This window comes from Pseudomonas sp. NBRC 111140 (assembly GCF_001320885.1).
GTDB lineage: Bacteria > Pseudomonadota > Gammaproteobacteria > Pseudomonadales > Pseudomonadaceae > Aquipseudomonas > Aquipseudomonas putida_P.
Window position 1 is genome coordinate 1 of the sequence record NZ_BCBQ01000091.1, and the last position, 22,663, is coordinate 22,663.

Below are 22,663 nucleotides of genomic sequence, written 5' to 3' on the forward strand. Positions count from 1 at the left end.
AGCTCATGCCGAAGGCGTTGGTGGTGAGCACCAGCTTGTCGGCGGTGATCGAACCGTGGGCGTGGCGCAGCACCACCTTGTCGCCGTACTCGACGTCGGTGATCGGGGTGTGCTCGTACAACGAGACGTTGGACGGCAGGCTGTCGGCGAGGCCTTTGACCAACGCCGAAGGTTGCAGCAAGGCAGTGCCGGGCGTGAACAGGCCCTTGCGGTAGAAATCCGTGCCGATGTGCTCAGGCAGGTCGCGCCCCTCGACCACTTCGTAGGGTTGCCCCAGTTTGTCCAGCCCCCGGCGGTAGGCATCCAGCACGGCAATACCGCGGCCTTCGATGGCCGCCTGGTACTTGCCGCAGTGGCGGAACTGGCACTCGATGTCGTAACGCTCGATCAGGTCCTTGAGGTACTGCTGGCCACCCAGGTTGAGCTTGAGCACGGTCTTGGCGATATCGATGTCGCCAATGTAGTCCTCGGCGCCGATATCGTGCGGCAGGTCGATGGCAAAGCCGGCATTGCGCCCGGAGGTGCCATAACCGACCTCCTGGGCCTCGACCAGTATGATCTCGTCATGCGGAAAGTTCGTTGCCAGCTGCCGCGCGGCAGCCAGGCCGGTGAAACCGGCGCCGACCACCACCCAGCGCGTCTGGCTGTGGCCCTTGTGGGCCGGCCTTGGCGTGCGGGGCTTGCTCAGGTGATACCAGCCACAGGTGGCATCATCGGCGGGTAACGAACTTATTCTTGTCATGTCACAAACCTGGTTCTTGTAGTCGTCGAATGGTCAGCACCGGCGGGGCTTACCTGTGTAACTCAAATCTGAATCGGCACATCCAGCCCTTGCGGCGCGGCGTACTCCGCCATGCGCCGGCGCGACAGCTCGAAGTGCTCACGCACCAGCTGGCCTGCGGCTTGCGGGTCGCGGCGCTCGATGGCCTGGATCATTTGTTCGTGCTGTTCACACGCCAGCTCGAGGTCGCGCTGCATGTCGTCGGTGGTCGGGTGGCGATAGAAGATCTTGCCCAAGCGGGTGTGGTCGATCAGCAGGCGGCGCAGGCTTGGCATCAGGTAATCGTTGTGCGCCATCTTGCCGATTTCCAGGTGGAAGGCGTCGTTGTAAAGCACGCGGTTTTCCACGTCGCGCTCTTCGATGGCCTGGCGGAATTGGGCCTGGATAGCCTTGAGCACTGCGATTTCTTCAGCGCTGGCATAGGTGGCGGCCAGCTGGGTAGTGGCCACGTAGATAAGCGGGGCGGCAACGTAAAAGCTGTGCAGCGACTCGTGGTTCATGGCGGCGACGCGTGGCGCGCGGTTGGCTTCCAGTTCGATGTAGCCTTCGGCGGCAATCTGGCGCAGCAACTCGCGCACAGGGGGGCGCGACAGGCCAAATTCGTCGCACAGGGCCAATTCATCCACCACGGCGCCCGGGGCCAGTTCCATGCTCAGGATCCGGCGACGCAGCGCTTCGGCGAGGACGGCTTTGCGGTCCTGCGGCACTTCTGCAGCGAGTGGTTGGACGGTGGCTTTCATGGCGGCCTTCTTTGTTGTCATAGCGCTGTGTCTACTATTTGTATAACGACTATAGGGTACTGTTAGACAATGTGTCTACAGCATTTTCGATGAACGGCGAAATCTGTCTGAGCCTTTGTTTATAAGGGTTCCAGCGGGTTTCCGGGGGAGATTAAACACCCTTGAGGCTGCATTGCCAAACCGGACAAAAAACTCTCCAGACAAGACAAGTGCGCACAATGTGCCGGCCTCTTCGCCGCTACAAACAAAAAAGCCACCTGCAAGCAGGTGGCTCCCTTCCAGTCACATTTCCCGTTACGCGGTTGCCAAGGCCTCCCGCCGCGCATGCCGTTTGCTGGTAACCACCCCCAGCACCAGAATCACCAGCGCCAGTGCCAGAGTCAGCGACACCTCCATGCGGTGCTTGGGCATGACAAACATGGTGCCCAGGGCAAAGATGATGAAGCCGATGACTGCATAGGTCAGCCACGGGTACAGCCACATACGGAAAGCGATCTCGACATTCTGCCGCTGCAGGATCGCGCGCATGCGCAGTTGCGAGCACGCAATCGCCAGATACACCAGCAAGGCAATCGAACCGGAGCTGGCCAGCAGGAAGGCGAACACCTCAGCCGGGGCAAAGTAGTTGACGATGGTCGCCAACATGCCGATCAGCGTACTGCCAATCACCGCCGCACGCGGTACGCCAACCTTCGAGGTGCGCTGGATGAAGCCCGGTGCATCGCCACGCTTGCTCAGCGAGTAGAGCATCCGCGACGAGATGTAGATCGACGAGTTCAGGCAGCTGGCCACCGCCACCAGCACGACGATGTCCACCAACTGCTTGGCGTAGGGGATGCTCATGATTTCCAGCGCTCGCTGGTAGGAGCCCTGCACGGGCAGCAGCGGGTCGTTCCATGGCACCACCGAGATGATCACGAAGATCGAAAGCAGGTAGAACACGCTGATGCGCCAGATGACCGAACGGGTAGCCTTGGCGATGTTGCGTGCCGGGTCTTTCGATTCGGAGGCGGCAATGGTCACCGCCTCGGTACCCAGGTAACTGAACATGGTGGTCAGCAAGGCGCCGATAATCGCCGTCCAGCCATTGGGCATAAACCCGCCCTGCTGCTCCAGCAACCGTGGCAGCCCACTGACTTCACGCCCTGGCAACACACCGGCCAGCGCCGCTGCCCCCAGGGCGATGAACGCGACGATGGCAATGACCTTGAGCATGGCGAACCAGAATTCGAATTCGCCGTACTTGGCCACACTGAACAGGTTGGTGGCGGTCAGCAGCACGGTCATGCTCAGGGCAAAGAACCAGGCATCGATGTGCGGGAACCAGTTGTTGAGCACCACGCCAGCGGCGATGGCTTCGATGGGAATCACCAGCACCCAGAACCACCAGTACAGCCAGCCGATGGTAAAGCCGGCCCAGCGGCCGATGGCGCGGTCGGCGTAGGTGGAGAACGAGCCGGTATCGGGGCTGGCGACTGCCATTTCCCCGAGCATGCGCATCACCAGTACCACCAATGCACCTGCCAAGGCGTAGGCGACGATGGCGGAGGGGCCGGCCGCGGCGATGGCGTGCCCGGAGCCGATGAACAACCCGGCACCGATTACCCCGGCAATGGAGAGCATGGTCACGTGGCGTTGCTTGAAGCCTTGCGCCAGCTGATTGCCGGCGCCACTCGCGGTTGTCATTGTCATCCTGATCCCTGCTTTTGTTTTCTTTGTGGGGGGACGTGAAGCTCCTGGATCGAAACCCCGCGTGGATGAGCTTCGCGCCCGGTCACGGTACGCCAGCAAGGGGGCGGTCAAGTTGCCTGGATCCGCCACGGAGTTGACCATAGATGACATGGGCACCGCTGGAAGGCGCATGACAGGGCCCTGGGTGCGACGCGGGTTACCGCCGGGCGCCCCGAGTGAACGCCGGCGACTTCCTGCGGGTCACCTGCAGACATTTCACACGGAGGTCTTGCCATGCTCGATATCCACTCTGCTGCGACGTCGCAGCACAATGTTCATGGCCTGGAACGGGTCAGCTCACTGGCCGGCGGAGCGCTGATGTTCAGCAAGGGGCTGCGCCATGGTGGCCTGGTCGGCTTGCTGCAAATGGTGGTGGGCGGCATTGCGGTAGCACGCGGCGTCAGCGGGCACTGCTCAACCAAGGCCTGGTGGCAGCGGCATCGGCAGGAATACCACCGGTTGCGTTCGGATATAGCGCGCAGCGCGGCAGAGCTGGAGGTGTTGAAGGCCAGTGCCAGGGCGGCGACCAGAGGGGTGACGGTAACCGGGAAGGATCCGTTGGCCGACAGCTGAATCTGCTTTACCTGTACCGACCTCTTCGCGGGCACGCCCGTGAAGAGGTCGGTACAGGTAACAAAAATGCCTAGCGCAACGCCTTGCTCTGCAAAACCTCGGAACGCCGGCCCAGCACATTCTCGCTGATCTGCACGAAGTCCTCGGTACTGACGCTGGGCAAGCGCATCAACCCGCGCACCACATCGTCCAGCGAGCGCTTGGCCTGGGTGTGAATGCGGATTTCCTTGTCCAATGCCTGAAGCAATATCACCCCACGGGCCACCTGGGCAGGGCTTGCGCGCTCGCCCTTGAGCCGGGTGACCTTGGCGCCTTGCTTGCTCAGGCGGGCCTGCCAGGCCTGGTAACGGTCATCGCTTACGCCACCGGAACGGCGCAGCAACTCACTGGCGTAGTAATCGGTCAGGCTCTCTACCAACCAGTCATTGCCGTCGCGCCCATGAATCTGCGCAAACAGCTGCACCACTTCGCGCAACAACGGGCTGCTGCCATTCTCGCTGACCATCGGCCGAGCACTGTGCAGGTACAGCGAGCCCTGGGCCGCCATCGCCCCACGCCACATGCCGTCACGCGCCCCCACCAGCAGCAGCTTTGGCGGATTTCGCGGGAACACTGCCTGCAATTGCGGCCAGACGAATGTGAGCAAGGTCAGGCTGTCCATACGCCGCATGCCCTGCCCCACCGGCGCGGCAACGGTCACTTCGGTATCGCCCAGGCGGGCACGGCGGCTACCCAGGTCACCGGCCAGCATCCAGCCGGTCGGGCGATCGAACAGGCGCGAAACGTTGTCGATGCGGAATTTGTCCTTGCCAATACGCGGCCATGAGGTTTCGATGCTTTTCCACCCTTCGGGCAGGTCGAAAGCCAGGCGCGCCACAAGCTCCGTGCCATCCTGCTGATCGAGACGCGCAGGCGGTATCAGCTGATCGCCGAGAAACAGCGCCCAATGCGGGGTAATGCGCGATGAATAAGCGCCACTGGTCAGTTTCTGGTCCAACTGCACGCGGTAGCTGAGGCTGGTCTTGCCCGCCGCCGGCTGCCACACACCACGCTGGCCCTTGAGTTGCCATTGGCCATCTGCCTGGAAGCCACTGTAGGCACCGGCCTTGCCCAGGTCGAAGTCCAGGCTGCGCACGGCGCTGCCGTCGGCCAATGTCACGCGGACTTGCGCCTGACCACTGGCAGGCAGCAGGCGCACCTGGTAGTCGAGGTCGACTTTTTTCGCCCAGGCTGGCGAACTGGCCATCAGGCCCAACAGCAAGAACAGCTGGCAACGCATACAGAAACTCCTTGTTTCCCCGTGGCAGCGGGCCGCGCCGGTCAGCTGGCGCGGAAGATCAGGTGGTCTTCCCAGTCGTCTTCATGCACATCCTGCTCCCTGAGCATACGCCCCGACTGGGAAATGCGCTGTTCATGGACCTGTTGACGATCGCCACAAACCAGGTGATGCCAGGCTGGCAGGTCCTTGCCCTCACTGACCAGGCGGTAGCCGCAGGTACTCGGCAGCCACTTGAATTGGTCGGCCTTGCCTGGGGTGAGCTGGATGCAGTCCGGCACCTGGGCGAAGCGGTTGGGGTAGTCGCTGCACTGGCAGGAATCAAGGTCCAGCAGCTTGCAGGCGATGCGCGTGTAATAGACGCTGTTGTCGTCTTCGTCCTCGAGCTTTTGCAGGCAGCACAGGCCGCAGCCGTCACACAGCGACTCCCACTCTTGCGGGCTGAGTTGTTCGAGGGTCTTGCGCCGCCAGAACGGCGCGTTTTCAGCGATCATCACACGGGGTTCCTGCATTCATCTTGGGGCCACGGCGCGCGGCGGCGCCAGTCTAGAGCCTGGCCTTCGGCAAAGCCAGACCGCTTGTCAGTCGCGACGGGACGCAGTAGCGTGCGCTTTTCCCGTCCGTTTGCAGGAGCCGCCATGAGCGCCAACCCCCGCATTGCCGATTACGCCATCAACGAGCAGTTCATCAACCGCTGGTCGCCACGCGCCTTTACCGCCGAGCCGATCAGCGAAGAAACCCTGCTGAGCTTCCTTGAAGCCGCCCGTTGGGCACCGTCGGCGTACAACTCGCAGCCTTGGCGCTTCCTTTATGCCCGCCGTGACACGCCGAGCTGGGAGCGCTACCTGAGCCTGCTGGTGCCGTTCAACCGTAGCTGGGCGCAACAGGCATCGGCACTGGTGCTGGTCATTTCCAAGACCACGTTCGCGGCCCCAGGCGCCACGGAAGAAAAACCGGCGCTGTGGCACACCTTCGACACCGGCTCCGCCTGGGGGCACCTGGCGCTGCAAGCCAGCATCAGCGGCTGGCATACCCATGGCATGGCCGGCTTCGACCAGGACCTGGCGCGTCAGGAACTGAAGATTCCTGAAGGCTATGTGCTGCATGCCATGGTGGCGATCGGCAAGCTGGGTGACAAGGCCAGCCTGGACGAGGCGCTGCAGGCGCGTGAAGTACCGAGCCCACGCAAGCCGTTGAGCGAGCTGGCGGCCGAGGGCGATTTCAGCCTGTAAGCTAGGGGTTGGCTGTACCGGCCGTGTGCTGCGAAAAGGACGGTACAGACAACAGAATTCAGTAGCCCCGAGCGAAGTCCACTTCGCCACGCAGCCCCTGCCCCGCTTCATAAGCCCGTACATTCTCGACAAACAACCGCACCATCGCCGCAGGCGAGGTGGGTGCCGAGCTGTGCCCGGTGAGCAGCAAGCCCCATGCGGTCCAGAACGGGTGCTGCTTGGGCAACGGCTCCTGCCGGCAGACATCGATCACCGCACCGGCGAGATGGCCTTCCTTCAACGCCTCTACCAGGTCGGCATCGACCACCGCCACCCCGCGCCCGGCATTGATGAACAAGGCCGAGGGCTGGAAGCACTTGAACAGCGCCGCGTCGTACAGGTCATGGGTGGCCGGCGTGTCCGGCAGCAGGTTGAGCACGTAGTCGACCTGGGCAACCATGCGCGGCAGGTCGGCCAGCGCCGCCACCTCGACGAACGGCGCCTGTTCACGGGCGCTGCTGGCAACCCCGTACAGCACCACGCCAAACGGCTGCAGAAACTCGGCCACACGCTGGCCAATGTCGCCTGTGCCGACAACCAGCACCTTGCGCCCTTCCAGGCTGCGCCCCGGGCGGTCATCCCAACGCCGCTCGACCTGGCTGACCAGGCGCGACAGCACCTCGCGCTCGTGGCCAAGCATGTAGGTGAGCATGTATTCGGCCATCACTTGGCCGAAGATGCCCACTGCACGGGTCAGGCGGTAATCACGCGGCAGGCCATCGGCCAGCAACGGCGTGATACCGGCCCAGGTCGACTGCATCCAGCCCGGTTTGTGGCCCTGGCGCAGCAGGCTTGCCAGCAGGTCCGGCTGGCCCAGCCACACCGGGCACTGAGGCGCCAGGCGGGCAAGTTCGGCAGAGTCGCCGCTGGTCAAGACTTCCACTTCAGGTGCGGCTGCGCGCAACAGCTCGGCGTATCGAGCATGATCATGCTCGGCAATCAGTACACGCATGATCAGACCGGGTCGTTACGGCGCAGCAGCTCTTCGGGCAGGTGCTCGATATACTCGTCTTCCGCCGGCGGCATCTGCAGGTGGTAGCCCTGGTTGTCGAGGTTTTCCAGCACCTTGGTGATGTCCTCGCGGGCCAGCTTGCGCTCAGGGCTGAGCACCAGGTCGAACGCGTGCATCGGGGTGCCGAAGAACGGCAGCAGGCCTTCGGGCACGCGCTCCAGGCCGTCAGCCTTGAGCACGTACAGGTACATTTCGTTCTTGCGTGGGCTCTTGTAAATCGAGCAAATGCGTTTCATCGAATCTCTCCGGCACCTGCAAGGTTGTCCAGCAGGGCCTGGCCCATACGCTCACGGCGCCAGCCGCGCAGCGAATCGGGCAGTTGATAAGGACCATGGGGGTAACCGCTCTTGAGCAGCGCCTCCAGGGTTTTCTTGCGCAGCATCAGCTCAGGGGCAATCCCCAGGCGCTCGCCTTCGGCCTGGCCGATGGCACGCAGCTGTTTGAGGATGCCAGCGGCTTCGATCGGCAGCGGCTCGGGCAACACCTGCGGCCATTGTTCGGCGGGCAGGCTGGCGGCGCGCTTGATCAGCTGGATGAGAAACTCTCCGTCCTGACGAATGGTGCGCGGGTGCATCTCGTCGATCTTGGCCAACGCCGACAGGTTGTTTGGCTGGCTCTTGGCCATGGGCCACAGCGAGTGCTCTTTGAGGATGCGGTTACGCGGCACGTCGCGGTGGCGTGCTTCGCGCTCGCGCCAGGCGCACAGCTCACGCAGCACGGCCAGTTGCTGAGGCGCCAGCTTCCAGGCCAGTTTCACGTCGCGGTACAGGGTTTCGGGCTCGACTTCACGGCGCAACGCGGCCACCAGCTCGGCGCCGTCTTCCAGCACCCAGGTGTACTTGTCGTCGCTCAAACGCGGGCGCAGCTCGGTGAACAATTCGGCAAGGTGCACGGCATCTTCGGCAGCGTAGCTGACCTGGGTTTCCGAGAGCGGGCGTTGCAGCCAGTCGGAGCGGGTTTCACCCTTGGGCAGTTCGATGCCCAGCACGTCCTGCACCAGGCGCGAATAGCCCATGGAGAAGCCCAGGTTCAGGTAACCGGCGGCCAACTGCGTGTCGAACAGTGGTTGGGGCAGCTTGCCGGTCAGGCGCAACAGCACTTCGAGGTCTTCGCTGCAGGCGTGCAGCACCTTGACCACACCGCTGTCTTCCAGCAAGTCGGCCAAAGGTTGCCAGTCACCGATCAGCAATGGATCGATCAAAAAGGCCCGCTGGCCGTCGCCGATCTGGATCAGCCCGGCTTTAGGGTAGAAGGTGTCGACCCGCATGAATTCGGTATCGACGGCGACGAAGGGCAGTTGGTGCCAGTCGCGGCAGTGTTCGGCCAGGCTCTGGTCGTCACGGATCCAGTGAATTTCGATGGCCACAAGGCTCTCCCACTAACATTGGCGCGCAGTATATACGGCGCGGGCACTGCTGGTGAAACCCGGGCCATCCTTGATATCGATCAGTGGTGCAGTTATGTGGGGGCGGGCACGCCCGCGCCCACGGAAAGCGCGCTTCGTTTCAGCGCTTGGCCGCCAGCCAAGGCCGGCAACTGGCGAACATGTCCAGCGACTGCCGGTAGACCTCGGTGCGCACCTGCAACAGGCCGAGCATCGAATGGAACAGGTTGTCCTGCGACAGCGGGGCATCGCTGAGCTTGGCCAGGCAGTCGGTATCGATGCCAAAGTCTTCCTTGTAGCTGTCGGAGAACCAGGTCAGCAGCGGTACGTGCTTCTGCTGCTCGGGGGCAATGGCGTACGGCGTGCCGTGCAGGAACAGGTTGTACTCACCCAGCGACTCGCCATGGTCGGACAGGTAGATCATCGCCGTGTCGACCTTGTCCTGCTTGCTGCGCAGGGTGTCGATCAGTGAGGCCAGCACCTTGTCGGTATAGGCCAGGGTGTTGTCGTAGCCGTTGATGATTTCCTGCTCGCTGCACTGGTTCAGCGCGTTGCTCTGGCACACCGGGGTGAAGCGTTCTTCGCCACTGGGGTAGCGCTTGAAATACTCGGGGCCGTGGCTGCCCATCTGGTGCAGCACCAGCACGGTGTCCTTGTCGAGGTTGTCGATCAGCTCGTCCAGGCCCTGCAGCAGGATTTGGTCATGGCATTCGCCATTGGCACACAGTTGCGGGTCCTTGAGATTGCTGACATCGATGAACTGCACCCGGTCGCAGGTACCCTTGCAACCCGACTGGTTGTCACGCCACTGCACGGCCAGGCCGGCACGCTGGAGGATGTCCAGCAGCCCTTCGCGGTTCTTGGCCACGCGGGCATCGTAGTCCTTGCGCGTCATGCCAGAGAACATGCACGGCACCGAGACCGCCGTTTCCGTACCGCACGAGTGCACGTCGGAAAACGCCAGCAAGCCCTGTTGCTTGGCGAGGTTCGGCGTGGTGTCGCGGTCGTAGCCCAGCACACCGAAATGGTCTGCCCGGGCACTTTCCCCAACCACCAGCACGGTCAGCGACTTGCGCTCATGTTTTTGCCAGGCTGCATCACGCTTGGCATCTTCGCCATAATTCTGGAACGGGCGCGAGGCGGTACCGACACGCTCGCTGACATAACCAATGGAGGCCCCGACGATATTGCTTGGGGTCAGCATCAGGCGCAGTTCATGGTGATTGCGAAACAGCGACGACAACCCTTGATAATTGACCAACGCTACCGAGCCGAGGGCCACCACGCAGGCACCGCTGACCACCAGCTTGCCCAGCAGCTCGCGGTGCCAGGCACGGTAGGCGATCGGCGCTTTCCACAACAGAACCGAAGGCAGTACGCCAAGCAGCAGAATATAGGCGGCAAACTTGAACGACATCAGGTCGCGCACTTCCGCAACATTGGTCTCGGCCATATTACGGAACATGCCAGAGTCAATAAGTACGCCGTACTGATTCATGAAGTAAGCCACACCCGCGCCACTCATGAACAACACGATAAGTACCGGCTTCAATACATAGCGGAAGGCAAACAACGTGAGGATTAGATTGAAAGCGAACAGCATCAGCACGGCAAACGCCAGGCTCAGCCAGAGCCCCGACAGGCCGGCGGGCACAATCTCTTGCAGATGCCCCCAAAGGAACATGTTGAAGCCGATCAGCAGGTAAAGGCTGGCCAGCAGCGTGACCCATTCAGTCCGCAGGGATTTGAAGTTGAGCATCAGTGTTCGCAATCAAGAGTGATTATCAACCCCCAGGCCAATTGGCACCGTGGGAAAGTTGGGCGAACTCTAGAAAGCGCGTCATCAATTTTTCGTGAAAAAGTCGGTAACAATTTCGTGAAGGCGCGTCTTTTATCAATTACCTGAAAGCCATTCAGCTGCCATTCAGGCTGGGCGGCCGCTACAAGCCTGCGCAAAGGCAGCTATCCTCAGTGGTCAGGACCTTACCGACAACCCTGACAGAGGTGAAGAAATGCCAGTTCCGCATGATCTGCTCGCTGACCTGCACGTTACCGCTGATGCATTCCAGGCGCTCATAGACAAGGACCACGACCTGCACAAACTGCACAAGGAGTACAACGCCAAGGACAAGGAGGTGGTCGCCGCCGAAGGCAACGGCACCAACGACGAGGCCGTCAACCGCCTGCGCAAGGAAAGGTTACTGATCAAGGACAAGATCGAACGGATCATTCATCCGCCCAAATCCTGACGGGCATTCATTGAACCTGCCGGCCTCTTCGCGGGCTCGCCCGCTCCCACAGAGTCACCACGGCCCTCAAGACCTGTGGAGTACCTGTGGAAGCGGGCAAGCCCGCGAAGAAGCCAGTTGCCCTTACACAGCAACCAGCGCTTTCAGCGCCCCATCCAGGTCCTCGACCAGGTCGCGGTAGTCCTCGATCCCCACCGACAGCCGCAGCAGGTTCTCGCTGATCCCCATCACCCCTTTCTGCTCAGGGCTCAACGAGCAGTGCGACATGCTCCAGGAGTGGTTGATCATGCTCTCCACCCCACCCAGCGAGTCGGCCAGCACAAAGATCTGCAGCGCCTCCACCAGGCGGTTGAGCGCAGCGCGGTCGCCCTTCACCTTCATCGCCACCACCGCACCGCCACTGCGCATTTGACGCTTGCACAGCGCATGCTGTGGGTGGCTTTCCAACCCTGGGTAATACACCTGCTCGACCTGCGCGTGGCTTTCGAGGAAGCGGGCCACTTGCAAGGCATTGGCGCATTGGCGTTCCATGCGTACATCCAGGGTCTTCAGACCGCGCAGGGCCAGGTAGCAGTCGAACGGCCCCTGCACCGCACCAATCGCCATGCTGATACGGCGCAGGCGCGCCAGCAGCGCATCATTGGCTGCCACCACCACACCACCCGTTAGGTCGGAGTGGCCGCCGATGTATTTGCTGGCCGAGTGCATCACCAGGTCCACGCCCAGGGTGATCGGGCGCTGGTTCCACGGTGAGCAGAAGGTGTTGTCGATACAGGTCAGAATACCCCGCGCCTTGGCCAGGTCGCATACCGCCTTGATGTCGACCAGGTGCAGCAACGGGTTGGTCGGCGATTCGATCCAGATCAGTTGGGTTTGCGGCTTGATCGCAGCCGCCACGGCCTCGAGGTCGTTGAGGTCGACGTAGGTGGTGGTCAGGCCCGAAGTGCGGCTGCGGTAGTCTTCCATGATGCGGAAGGTGCCACCGTACACACCGTTCATCACCACCACATGAGCATCTTTGGGCAGCAGCTCCAGCACGGTCGCGGTGGCATTCACCCCTGAGGCGCAGGCCACTGCGCCCACACCTTCTTCCAGGGCGGCAACGCAGGTTTCGTAGGCATGCCGGGTCGGGTTGCCGACGCGGCTGTAGGAATATTCCGGCTTGTCGTCCAGGCTGCGCTTGGTGAACGAGCTGGCGGTGACGATGGCCGGGAAAATGGCGTTATCGGCGACGCTGAACTGCTCGCCGGCGTGAATGGTGCGGGTGGCGAAATTGCGCGGCTTTTCGGACATGGTCAGGCCCATTGGCAGAGTGAAAGTCGCCACTATCGCATAACCCAAATCGTCTGGGCTTGGGGTAATCTGTGAAATATTTTTCTGCACGGCCAGCGCGCGATATGGACAGTTTCGACCAGCACATTCTCACCCTGCTTCAGCGCGACGCTTCGATCTCGCTGAAGGACCTGGCCGAGGCCGTCAACCTGTCCACCACGCCGTGCTGGAAGCGGGTCAAGCGCCTGGAGGAAGACGGCTACATCCTCGGCCGTGTCGCCCTGCTCGACCCCGAACGGCTCGGGCTGGGGCTTACCGTGTTCGTCCAGCTCAAGACCCAGCGCCACGACAGCGCCTGGCTGGAGCAGTTCGCCGCGACCGTGACGGGGTTCGAAGAAGTGATGGAGTTCTACCGCATGTCAGGGGATTGGGACTACATGCTGCGGGTGGTGGTGGGGGATATCTCGGCGTATGACCGGTTCTACAAAAAGCTGATTACCCGTACCGATGGGTTGTCGAACATCACCTCCAGCTTTGCCATGGAGCAGATGAAATACACCACGGCTTACCCCGTGCATCGCGCCTGAATCGGCGCTGGATTCTTCGCGGGCAAGCCCGCGAATACGCCGGTACAGGCAACCCATCAATCCGCTGCCAACACCGCCGCAATCCGGTTCCCCGCCTTGGCTTTCTCAACCTTGATCGCCACAAATTTCGAGGTCGGGGTGTAGGTCCCTTCGCCATAACTTTCCAACGGCACCAGCGGGTTGGTCTCCGGGTAGTACGCAGCTGCCTGCCCCTCGGGCACGTCATACGCCACCAGGCGAAAGCCCGACACCCGTCGCTCAACGCCATCCTCCCACAGCGACACCAGGTCCACCTGCTCGCCCGGCTCGAAGCCTAGGCGGCGGATGTCGGCCTCGTTGACGAACACCACTTCACGCAGGCCAAACACCCCGCGGTAGCGGTCGTCCAGGCCATAGAGGGTGGTGTTGTACTGGTCATGCGAACGCAGGGTCTGCAGGATCAGGTCGGGTTTGTCACCACGGGCCAGTACCTTGGCGTTGACCAACTCTTCGGGCAGCGCGTGGGGCATGAAGCGGGCCTTGCCCGTGGCCGTGCGGAAGTTGCGATCGGCGGCAGTGTTGCCCAGGTGGAAACCGCCTGGGCTATGGAGGCGTTCGTTGAAACCGGTGAAACCAGGGATCACATCGGCAATCATGTCACGAATGCGGTTGTAGTCGGCCACCGCATACTCCCAGTCGATCGGCTGGTTGCCCAGCGTGGCCTTGGCCATGCCGGCAATGATCCACGGCTCCGAGCGCATGTGCGGCGAGCGTGGACGCAATTGGCCGTTGGAAATGTGCACCATGCTGAAGGTGTCTTCCACGGTCACGCCTTGCGGCCCTTCGGCCTGCAGGTCGATTTCGGTACGGCCCAGGCACGGCAAAATCAGCGCATCGCGGCCGGTGACCAGGTGCGAGCGGTTGAGCTTGGTGGAAATCTGCACGGTCAGCGCACAGTTCTGCAGTGCCGCGTGGGTGCGCGGAGTGTCGGGGGTGGCTTGGGCAAAGTTGCCACCCAGGGCGACGAACACCTTGGCCCGCCCCTCTTCCATGGCCTTGATCGCCAACACCGCGTTGTGCCCGTGAGCACGCGGCACACGGAACTGGAAGCGTTTTTCGATGGCATCGAGCAGCGCCGCCTTGGGTTTCTCATCAATACCCATGGTGCGGTCGCCCTGCACGTTGCTGTGGCCACGCACCGGCGACAGGCCGGCACCGGGCTTGCCGACGTTGCCGCGCAGCAACTGCAGGTTGACGATTTCCTGCACGGTCGGCACCGAATGGCGGTGCTGGGTGACGCCCATGGCCCAGCACATGATGACCCGCTCGGCCTTGCGGTACATGCGCGCGGCCAGCTCGATCTCGGCCAGGGTCAGGCCGGATTGCTTGACGATATGCTCCCAGGTGGTGGCGTCGACCGCTGCCAGGTAGTCATCGACGCCGCTGGTGTGCTCGGCGATGAAGGCGTGGTCGAACACCGCCGGTTCACCCTTGGCCTGGGCGTCGCGCTCCCACTGCAACAAGAACTTGGCGATGCCGCGCATGGCCGCCATGTCTCCACCCAAGGCTGGGCGGAAGTAGGCGCTGGAAGTCGGCTCGGAGCCGTTGCTGAGCATTTCGAACGGGTGCTGCGGGTGCTGGAAGCGCTCCAGGCCACGCTCTTTCAACGGGTTGAAGCAGACTACCTGGGCCCCGCGCTTGACCGCTTCGCGCAACGGTTCGAGCATGCGCGGGTGGTTGGTGCCGGGGTTCTGGCCGATGACGAAGATCGCGTCGGCCAGCTCCAGATCGTGGAACACCACGGTGCCCTTGCCCACGCCAAGGGTTTCCGACATGCCCGCGCCGCTGGCTTCGTGGCACATGTTCGAGCAGTCGGGGAAGTTGTTGGTGCCGTAGGCGCGCACGAACAGCTGATAGAGGAACGCCGCCTCGTTGCTGGCCCGGCCCGAGGTGTAGAACTCGGCCTCATCCGGCGACTGCAACGCACGCAAGTGCCGAGCGACCAGCTCGAAGGCCTCTTGCCAGGTGGTTTCGACATAGTGATCGGTGGCGGCGTCGTAGCGCATTGGGTGCGTGAGACGGCCTTGGTATTCGAGCCAGTAGTCGGTCTGTTCCTTCAGCGCGCTGACGCTGTACCTGGCAAAGAACGCCGGGTCCACCGAGCGGCCAGTGGCCTCCCAGTTGACTGCCTTGGCGCCGTTCTCGCAGAACTTGACCATGTCGCTTTCCGGTGACTCGCCCCAGGCGCAGCCGGGGCAATCGAAGCCGCCGTTCTGGTTGGTCTTGAGCATGGCCCGCAGGTTCTTGAAGGCATTTTCGCTGCCCAGCCAGCTCTTGGTCACGCTTTTGAGCGCACCCCAGCCGGCGGCGGCGCCTTTGTAGTCCCTGATGTGTTCGTCCTGGCTCATGCGATGAATCCTCACGCTTCGATGCTTTTTTCCAGCCTATTGAGCGTGGGGCGGGGGCGTCCAATCGAAAGATCTTACGGCGTGATAAGCGGTTTCGATCACCGGCTGAAACCCGCGTGTGGCCGTCATAGAGGCCATTGATCAATCAGTCGGGCAAAGCAATTTGACGGCCCTGCGGCCAGGTTATAGCTTGGAGTTGTGTCCCAACCCATTCGAGCGCGCACGTGGAACAGAACAGCCGGGCCCTGATCGACGGCTTCAACCGGAAAATCGACTACCTGCGGATGTCGGTCACCGACCGCTGTGACTTCCGTTGCGTGTACTGCATGGCTGAAGACATGCAGTTTTTGCCGCGCCAGCAAATCCTCAGCCTCGAAGAACTGTTCCAGGTAGCCGAGCGCTTCGTCGCCCTGGGCACCCGCAAGATCCGCCTGACCGGCGGCGAGCCCCTGGTACGCCAGGGCATCGTCGAGCTGTGCGGGCGCATCGCCGCCCTGCCCGGCCTGCGCGAGCTGTGCATGACCAGCAATGGTTCGCAACTCGGGCGCCTGGCCCAACCACTGTTCGACGCAGGCGTCACGCGCCTGAACATCAGCCTCGACAGCCTGGATACCGACCGCTTCAAACAGCTGACCCGCACCGGCGACCTGGCCCAGGTGGTCGCTGGCATCGACGCCGCACGCCAGGCCGGTTTCAAACGCACCAAGCTCAACTGCGTGGTACTCAAAGGCCGCAACGACCATGAACTGGTCGACCTGGTGCGTTTTGCCATCGACCGCGAACTGGACATCACCTTCATCGAAGAAATGCCACTGGGCACCATCAGCGAACATGAGCGCGGCGAATCGTTCTGCTCCAGCGATGAAGTACGTGAACGCCTGGCAGGGCAATTCACCCTGATCGAATCGACCGAGTCATCCCAAGGGCCGGCCCGTTACTGGCGCCTGGCCGAAGCGGCCAACACCCGGGTCGGTTTCATTTCCCCGCACAGCCACAACTTCTGCGCCACCTGCAACCGTGTGCGCCTCACCGTCGAAGGCCGCCTGCTGCTGTGCCTGGGCAACGAACATTCGGTAGACCTCAAGCACGTGCTGCGCGCCCACCCAGGCAACCCCGAGCGCCTGGAAAAGGCCATCCGCGATTCGCTGCACCTCAAGCCCTACCGCCATCACTTCGAAGTCGGCGGCGAGGTGCAGATCCTGCGCTTCATGAACATGACCGGCGGCTGAGCAGCCGCCTCTGGATTTCCATGATCGTCCACCCCACCTCCGATGTACTGCGTGTGCTGTTCACCCTCAAGGGGTCGATCGTCAAACGCATTGCCTTGCGTTGCCTGATGGTCACCCTGCTGGCCGCGCTGATCGTGCTGGTCGAGCGGCATTTCCCGGCGTTTTTCTACCCGGTCAGCGCCACCCCATTCACCTTGCTGGGCCTGTCGCTGTCGATTTTCATGAGCTTTCGCAACAACGCCTGCTACGACCGTTGGTGGGAGGGGCGCAAGGCCTGGGGCAAGCTGATCATCGAAACGCGTTCGTTCGTGCGTGAAAGCGTGGTCATTGCCGACCAGCAGTTGCGAGCCGAGCTGCTGCGCAGCCTGTGCGGCTATGCCCATGCACTGAATGCCCGGCTGCGTAACGAGGACGACCTGGCGGCCGCTCGCCCCTGGCTGGCCCGGCCGGAGACAATCAGCCCGCACAACGTGTGCGACGGTATCCTGCGTGAAATAGGCGAGCACTGCTCACGCCTGGCCGAACGACAACAGATCAGTGATTGGCGCTACAGCCTGCTGGAACAACGCCTGGTGGGCCTGACCGAAGTGCAGGCCACTTGCGAGCGGATCAAGTTCACCCCCTTGCCGTTTCCCTACACGCTGTTGCTGCACCGTACCATCTACATTTTTTGCATTCTGCTACCGTTTGCCCTGGCCGAGCCGCTGGGCTGGCTGGCGCCGTTGTTCACCACCATCGTGGGGTACACCTTCTTCGGGCTGGATGCGATTGGCAACGAACTGGAAGACCCATTCGGGCGGGATGAGAACGACCTGCCGACCGATGCCCTGGTACGCACGGTGGAACGGGATGTGCTGGCGGGGCTGGGGGAACAGCAGTTACCACCGGCGTTGTTGCCGGTGGGGTATGTGTTGAGCTGACAGGCAGCAGCATCAGCCCCGGCTTGCACAGGCCTCGATCGGCAGCAGGTGTTTGACGAAGTTGCAGGGCCGGTGTCGGGCATCCAACTGCTCTGCCAAAATCCCCTCCCACGCGGTACGGCAAGCCCCGGTGGAGCCCGGCAGGCAGCATACCAAGGTTCTGTTGGACAACCCGGCCAGCGCCCGGCTTTGCACGGTCGAGCTGCCAATATCGAGAATCGACAACGCCCGGAACAGCTCGCCAAAACCATCGATACGCTTATCCAGCAGGCACTCGACTGCTTCTGGCGTGCTGTCGCGCCCGGTAAAGCCGGTACCACCGGTTATCAGCACCACCTGCACCTGCTCATCGGCAATCCAGGTAGCCACCTGGGCGCGGATCTTGTACAGGTCGTCCTTGAGCAGTGCCCGCGCCACCAGTCGATGGCCGATCTCTACCGAGCGGCTGGCCAGCAGCTCGCCGGAAGTATCGTTGTCGTAGGTACGGGTGTCGCTGACAGTCAGCACGGCGATGTTCAGCGGTACGAAGACCGCATCGGGTTGGACGCGCACGGTGAAGCTCCTTGAATGGCATTGTCACCACGCTAGAGGCATGGCCCCAGGTGCGTCCAATCGATATGGCGTACCGGCCGATCAATGACATCTATCGCAGACGTAGGTTATGGTCTGCACAACCAGACGCCAGGCACTTCCATGGACATCAAGCAGCTCAAGTTCCTCATCGCCCTCGACCAGACCCGCCACTTCGGCCAGGCCGCGGCGCTGTGCCATATCACCCAGCCGACGCTGTCCATGCGCCTGCGCAACCTGGAAGACGAACTGGACCTGGTACTGGTCAAGCGTGGCCAGCGCTTCGAGGGTTTCACCGAGGCCGGCGAGCGCATCCTGGCCTGGGCCCGCACCCTGCTCGCCGCCCACGACGGCCTGCAGGCCGAGGCCGCCAGCTGCCGCGGCCAGGTGGTCGGCAGCCTGCGCCTGGGCACCGTGCCGCTGGCCAGCTTCAACCCCATGCACCTGCTGCTGCCGCTGCGCGAAAAGTACCCCGAACTGCACTTTCAGCTCAGCTCGCTGAGCTCGGAGCAGGTCATCGACGGGCTCAGCCGCAACCAGCTCGACCTGGGTATCTGCTACCTGGACCAGGTCAACACCAGCTTCTTCGACGTGATCGAGCTGGGCACGACCACCATGGGCCTGCTGCACGACACTCGGCACTTCCAGTTCGCCAGCGACACGCTGCGCTGGGACGAACTCGGCGACATTCCGCTAGGGCTGCTGAGCAAAGGCATGCACTACCGCCAGTCGCTGGACCTGAGCTTCCGCAGCCGTGGCCTGGAGCCCAATGCGGTGCTGGAGAGCGACTCGAGCTTCCAGCTGATCCAGGCGATCAACACCGGCATGTGCTGCGCGATCATGCCACTGGACTGCGGCCTGGAAGACCTCAGCGAACACCTGCGTATCCTGCCGGTGGCCGACGCCGCCATCCATAGCCCGGTCGGTTTGCTGCTGCGCCGCAGCGAGCCGCGCTCGGCAATTGCCGAACAATGCTTTGCCGAAGCGCGCGGGCTGTTTCAAGCCACCTGATCGGCAGTCGCCTGGCGGTACTGGCGCGGGGTGAAGCCGGTCAGTTGCTTGAACTGGCGGCTGAAGGCGCTGTGGTCGGTGTAGCCGCAGCACATCGCCACTTCAGTGATCGGTAGCGCCGAATGCAGCAAGCGGTGGGCGTGCTCCAGGCGCGCCTTGTGGATCATCTGCCGGGGCGTGAGGTGGAACACCCGCTTGCAGTAGCGCTCCAGCTGGGCCACGGAAATGCCGGCAATGCGGGTCAGCTCGCCCATGCTGATCGGTTGGTGGAAATGCCGCCGAATATGCTCGTCCACCGCGGCCAGGCGCTGGTAGGCAGGGTGGCTGTCGGCGGCTGACTGCAAATCTACCGAAATGCCAACCAGGCCGATGATCTCGCCCGCCTGGTTGTACAACGGGCGCTTGTGGGTCAGGCACCAGCCCGGTTCACGGCTGCCGTACAGGTGTAGCTCCAACTGGTCTTCCAGTACCAGCCCCTCCTTGAGAACGCGACGGTCCTGCTCGGTGTAGCCAGGGCCCAGCTGTGCCGGAAACACTTCGGCGCTGGTCTTGCCCAGCAACGGCTGCAGGCGCTTGAGGCCGCAGCGCTGAACCAGGGTGTCGTTGGCCAGTACGTAACGGGCAGCCGGGTCCTTGATGAAGATGGCGGCGTTGGGGATGGCGTCGAGAATCGGCAGCAGCAGCGATACACCGGCGAGCAAGGCCTCGAGGGTGGCGGGGCGGTGCTGGTCGATGGAATGGTAGAGGGTGGCCAAGGGGTTGACGGTCATCTTCGGTTCTCTGCTGGCTGTGCCGGCCCTTATGCAGTGTGGCTTTCAGCCTATCGTCCAGCTGTGCGCCTTGCCATCGTTTTTCTGCAACTGTGCCGATTTCGTCACCCCCTCTGCAGAAAACCATCAAGAACCGCCGACCCGACCGGTTCACTCTATGCCCCACGCAAGCCGCCCAAGTCCTACAAGAGCGCGGCCCAAAAAGCCGCATCTCGTGACATCAGACCTGCCTATCCAATAACCAACAAAAAGGCGAACCCATGTCAGGCAAATTCAAAAAACAGTTATCACTGCTGGACCTCACCTTCATCGGCCTAGGCGCCATCTTCGGCTCCGGCTGGCTGTTCGCCGCCAGCCACGTCTCGGCCATCGCTGGCCCGGCTGGCATCCTTTCCTGGTTCCTTGGCGGGTTCGCCGTACTGCTGCTGGGCATCGTCTACTGCGAGCTAGGCGCCGCCCTGCCCCGTGCCGGTGGCGTGGTGCGCTACCCGGTGTATTCGCACGGCCCACTGCTGGGCTACCTGATGGGTTTCATCACGCTGATCGCCTTTTCCAGCCTGATTGCCATCGAAGTGGTCGCCTCACGCCAATACGCCGCCGCCTGGTTTCCCGGGCTGACCAAGGCCGGCTCCAGTGACCCGACCGTACTCGGCTGGCTGGTGCAGTTCGCCCTGCTGGGGCTGTTCTTCTTCCTCAACTACCGCAGCGTGAAAACCTTCGCCAAGGCCAACAACCTGGTCAGCGTGTTCAAGTTCATTGTGCCGCTACTGGTGATCGGCGTGCTGTTCACCTTCTTCAAACCAGAAAACTTCGAGGTTCAGGGCTTTGCCCCATTCGGCTTGTCCGGCGTGGAAATGGCCGTGTCGGCGGGCGGCATCATCTTCGCCTACCTGGGCCTGACGCCGATCATTTCGGTGGCCAGCGAAGTGAAGAACCCGCAACGCACCATCCCGATCGCGCTGATCTTGTCTGTGCTGCTGTCCACCGCCATCTACGCCCTGCTGCAACTGGCCTTCCTTGGCAGTGTGCCCACCGAAATGCTGGCCAACGGCTGGGCCAGCGTGACCAAGGAGCTGGCCCTGCCCTACCGAGATATCGCCCTGGCCCTGGGTGTGGGCTGGTTGGCCTACCTGGTGGTGGCCGATGCGGTGATTTCGCCCAGCGGCTGCGGCAACATCTACATGAACGCCACCCCGCGCGTGGTCTATGGCTGGGCGCAGACCGGCACCTTCTTCAAGTACTTCACCCGCATCGACGCAGAATCCGGCATCCCACGCCCGGCACTGTGGCTGACCTTTGGCCTGTCGGTGTTCTGGACCCTGCCGTTCCCATCGTGGGAAGCGCTGATCAACGTGGTATCGGCTGCCCTGGTACTGAGCTACGCCGTCGCCCCGGTCACCGTCGCCGCCCTGCGCCGCAACGCGCCAGACATGCCGCGCCCGTTCCGGGTCAAGGGCATGGGCGTGCTCGGCCCGCTGTCGTTCATCATCGCCGCGCTGATCGTGTACTGGTCGGGCTGGAACACCGTGTCGTGGTTGCTGGCCCTGCAGATCGTGATGTTCGTGCTGTACCTGCTGTGCGGCCGCTTCGTGCCCACCCAACACCTGTCGCTGGCCCAGCAAGTACGCTCGTCGGCGTGGCTGATCGGCTTCTACGCGGTGACCATCCTGCTGTCGTGGCTGGGCAGTTTTGGCGGCCTGGGCGTGCTAGCCCACCCGTTCGACACCCTGGCCGTGGCCGCCTGCGCGCTGGGCATCTACTACTGGGGCGCTGCGACTGGCGTACCTGCCCACCTGGTACGCCTGGAAGGTGAAGACGAAAGCGAAGCCAGCGCTGAAACCTATCCCAGCCGCCCCGCTGCCGTCGCTTCCTGATCTTTTACGCAAGGGACAAGCCCATGAAACAGATTCACGTCATCGACTCCCACACTGGCGGCGAACCCACCCGCCTGGTGATGAGGGGCTTCCCGCAACTGCACGGCCGCAGCATGGCCGAACAGCGTGACGAACTGCGCGAGCTGCACGACCAATGGCGCAAGGCCTGCCTGCTGGAGCCACGCGGCAACGATGTGCTGGTGGGCGCGCTGTACTGCCCGCCGGTGTCGGCCGACGCCACCTGCGGGGTGATCTTCTTCAACAACGCCGGCTACCTGAACATGTGCGGCCACGGCACCATCGGCCTGGTGGCCTCGCTGCAGCACCTGGGCCTGATCGCGCCGGGCGAGCACAAGATCGACACCCCGGTCGGCCAGGTCAGCGCCACCCTGCATGAAGACGGCGCCATCACCGTGGGCAACGTGCCCTCCTACCGGTACCGCCAGCAGGTGGCGGTGGACGTGCCCGGCCATGGCGTGGTGCGCGGCGACATCGCCTGGGGCGGCAACTGGTTCTTCCTCGTTTCCGAGCATGGCCAGCGCATCGAACTGGATAACCGCGAAGCGCTGACCGAGTACACCTGGGCCATGCTCAAAGCCCTTGAAGCCCAGGGTATCACCGGCGAAAACGGCGCCCCCATCGACCACGTCGAGCTGTTCGCCGACGACGCCAACGCCGACAGCCGCAACTTCGTGATGTGCCCCGGCAAGGCTTACGACCGCTCGCCGTGCGGCACCGGCACCAGCGCCAAGCTGGCCTGCCTGGCCGCCGACGGCAAGCTTGCCGAAGGCCAGACCTGGGTGCAGGCCAGTATCACCGGTAGCCAGTTCCATGGCCGCTACGAGCGCGACGGCGAGCGCATTCGCCCGTTCATCACCGGCCGCGCCTACATGACCGCCGACAGCACCCTGCTGATCGACGAACAGGACCCTTTCGCCTGGGGCATCTGACCCTCGGCCTTTTTCCGACTGAATACTGCTAGGAGTGATAACAATGACCGACAACATCTTCACCGGCACCATGCCT

The 22,663-nt window shown here is 62.8% G+C and carries 22 protein-coding genes; 9 read left to right on the forward strand and 13 right to left on the reverse strand.

Annotation, left to right across the window (positions count from 1 at the left end):
• The 3 genes from APH42_RS23505 to gabP form a co-directional block, all read right to left on the reverse strand.
• A partial coding sequence (locus APH42_RS23505; RefSeq protein WP_156352874.1) for an FAD-binding oxidoreductase occupies positions 1–742 on the reverse strand: 742 nt, incomplete at its 3' end.
• A gap of 62 nt (positions 743–804) precedes the next feature.
• Entirely contained in the window at positions 805–1,521 is a 717-nt protein-coding gene (locus tag APH42_RS23510; RefSeq protein ID WP_012273685.1) for a GntR family transcriptional regulator, read from the reverse strand.
• A 294-nt stretch (positions 1,522–1,815) separates the two neighbouring features.
• Complete coding sequence (gene gabP / locus APH42_RS23515; RefSeq protein WP_060494328.1) at positions 1,816–3,213, reverse strand: GABA permease; 1,398 nt, start codon at positions 3,211–3,213, stop codon at positions 1,816–1,818.
• A gap of 273 nt (positions 3,214–3,486) precedes the next feature.
• Here gabP and APH42_RS23520 point away from each other — a divergent pair, with 273 nt between their 5' ends.
• Positions 3,487–3,825, forward strand: coding sequence for a YgaP-like transmembrane domain (locus APH42_RS23520; RefSeq protein WP_060494329.1), 339 nt, complete (start codon positions 3,487–3,489; stop codon positions 3,823–3,825).
• Between the two features lie 70 nt (positions 3,826–3,895).
• Here the strand turns inward: APH42_RS23520 and APH42_RS23525 are convergent, their stop codons facing one another.
• Together APH42_RS23525 and APH42_RS23530 are read right to left on the reverse strand one after the other, a co-directional pair.
• On the reverse strand, positions 3,896–5,104 hold the full coding sequence (locus APH42_RS23525) for a hypothetical protein (protein ID WP_060494330.1): 1,209 nt from the start codon (positions 5,102–5,104) through the stop codon (positions 3,896–3,898).
• Positions 5,105–5,145: 41 nt separating this feature from the next.
• Positions 5,146–5,595, reverse strand: a complete 450-nt coding sequence (locus tag APH42_RS23530; RefSeq protein ID WP_060494331.1) for a YcgN family cysteine cluster protein — start codon at positions 5,593–5,595, stop codon at positions 5,146–5,148.
• Positions 5,596–5,739: 144 nt separating this feature from the next.
• On the opposite strand from APH42_RS23530, the gene APH42_RS23535 reads away from it, so the two are divergent.
• Entirely contained in the window at positions 5,740–6,333 is a 594-nt protein-coding gene (locus APH42_RS23535; protein ID WP_012273690.1) for a nitroreductase family protein, read from the forward strand.
• Positions 6,334–6,391: 58 nt separating this feature from the next.
• On the opposite strand, the gene APH42_RS23540 is transcribed toward APH42_RS23535, so the two are convergent.
• From APH42_RS23540 to APH42_RS23555, 4 genes are all read right to left on the reverse strand, one after another.
• Positions 6,392–7,324 (reverse strand): D-2-hydroxyacid dehydrogenase, encoded by a 933-nt coding sequence (locus APH42_RS23540; RefSeq protein ID WP_060494332.1) that lies wholly within the window; start codon positions 7,322–7,324, stop codon positions 6,392–6,394.
• A 2-nt stretch (positions 7,325–7,326) separates the two neighbouring features.
• Positions 7,327–7,620: a YcgL domain-containing protein gene (locus APH42_RS23545; RefSeq protein WP_012273692.1), complete on the reverse strand. Its 294-nt coding sequence runs from the start codon at positions 7,618–7,620 to the stop codon at positions 7,327–7,329.
• Entirely contained in the window at positions 7,617–8,750 is a 1,134-nt protein-coding gene (gene rnd / locus APH42_RS23550) for a ribonuclease D (RefSeq protein ID WP_012273693.1), read from the reverse strand. The genes APH42_RS23545 and rnd overlap by 4 nt, the downstream gene beginning before the upstream one ends.
• Before the next feature lie 139 nt (positions 8,751–8,889).
• On the reverse strand, positions 8,890–10,527 hold the full coding sequence (locus APH42_RS23555; protein WP_012273694.1) for a phosphoethanolamine transferase: 1,638 nt from the start codon (positions 10,525–10,527) through the stop codon (positions 8,890–8,892).
• A 253-nt stretch (positions 10,528–10,780) separates the two neighbouring features.
• On the opposite strand from APH42_RS23555, the gene APH42_RS23560 reads away from it, so the two are divergent.
• Positions 10,781–11,017 carry a YdcH family protein gene (locus APH42_RS23560; RefSeq protein WP_012273695.1) on the forward strand — a complete coding sequence of 79 codons (237 nt, stop codon included), beginning with the start codon at positions 10,781–10,783 and terminating at the stop codon, positions 11,015–11,017.
• Positions 11,018–11,140: 123 nt separating this feature from the next.
• Here the strand turns inward: APH42_RS23560 and APH42_RS23565 are convergent, their stop codons facing one another.
• Positions 11,141–12,322 carry a PLP-dependent aspartate aminotransferase family protein gene (locus tag APH42_RS23565; RefSeq protein WP_012273696.1) on the reverse strand — a complete coding sequence of 394 codons (1,182 nt, stop codon included), beginning with the start codon at positions 12,320–12,322 and terminating at the stop codon, positions 11,141–11,143.
• 92 nt (positions 12,323–12,414) lie between these two features.
• Here APH42_RS23565 and APH42_RS23570 point away from each other — a divergent pair, with 92 nt between their 5' ends.
• A complete protein-coding gene (locus APH42_RS23570; protein WP_012273697.1) occupies positions 12,415–12,876 on the forward strand; it encodes an Lrp/AsnC family transcriptional regulator in 462 nt (153 codons plus the stop codon).
• Between the two features lie 56 nt (positions 12,877–12,932).
• Here APH42_RS23570 and APH42_RS23575 read toward each other — a convergent pair whose 3' ends face one another.
• Complete coding sequence (locus APH42_RS23575) at positions 12,933–15,263, reverse strand: FdhF/YdeP family oxidoreductase (protein ID WP_060494333.1); 2,331 nt, start codon at positions 15,261–15,263, stop codon at positions 12,933–12,935.
• 224 nt (positions 15,264–15,487) lie between these two features.
• Here APH42_RS23575 and moaA point away from each other — a divergent pair, with 224 nt between their 5' ends.
• Together moaA and APH42_RS23585 are read left to right on the forward strand one after the other, a co-directional pair.
• Positions 15,488–16,492 (forward strand): GTP 3',8-cyclase MoaA, encoded by a 1,005-nt coding sequence (gene moaA, locus APH42_RS23580; RefSeq protein WP_012273699.1) that lies wholly within the window; start codon positions 15,488–15,490, stop codon positions 16,490–16,492.
• A gap of 20 nt (positions 16,493–16,512) precedes the next feature.
• A complete protein-coding gene (locus APH42_RS23585; RefSeq protein WP_060494334.1) occupies positions 16,513–17,412 on the forward strand; it encodes a bestrophin family protein in 900 nt (299 codons plus the stop codon).
• Between the two features lie 12 nt (positions 17,413–17,424).
• Here APH42_RS23585 and moaB read toward each other — a convergent pair whose 3' ends face one another.
• A complete protein-coding gene (gene moaB, locus APH42_RS23590) occupies positions 17,425–17,964 on the reverse strand; it encodes a molybdenum cofactor biosynthesis protein B (protein ID WP_012273701.1) in 540 nt (179 codons plus the stop codon).
• Positions 17,965–18,105: 141 nt separating this feature from the next.
• Here moaB and APH42_RS23595 point away from each other — a divergent pair, with 141 nt between their 5' ends.
• Positions 18,106–18,993 (forward strand): LysR family transcriptional regulator, encoded by an 888-nt coding sequence (locus APH42_RS23595; protein WP_012273702.1) that lies wholly within the window; start codon positions 18,106–18,108, stop codon positions 18,991–18,993.
• Here APH42_RS23595 and APH42_RS23600 read toward each other — a convergent pair.
• Positions 18,981–19,763, reverse strand: a complete 783-nt coding sequence (locus tag APH42_RS23600; protein WP_012273703.1) for an AraC family transcriptional regulator — start codon at positions 19,761–19,763, stop codon at positions 18,981–18,983. The genes APH42_RS23595 and APH42_RS23600 overlap by 13 nt on opposite strands.
• A 260-nt stretch (positions 19,764–20,023) precedes the next feature.
• On the opposite strand from APH42_RS23600, the gene APH42_RS23605 reads away from it, so the two are divergent.
• A complete protein-coding gene (locus APH42_RS23605; protein WP_060494335.1) occupies positions 20,024–21,637 on the forward strand; it encodes an APC family permease in 1,614 nt (537 codons plus the stop codon).
• 23 nt (positions 21,638–21,660) lie between these two features.
• A complete protein-coding gene (locus APH42_RS23610) occupies positions 21,661–22,587 on the forward strand; it encodes a 4-hydroxyproline epimerase (RefSeq protein ID WP_060494336.1) in 927 nt (308 codons plus the stop codon).
• Positions 22,588–22,663: the final 76 nt, after the last annotated feature.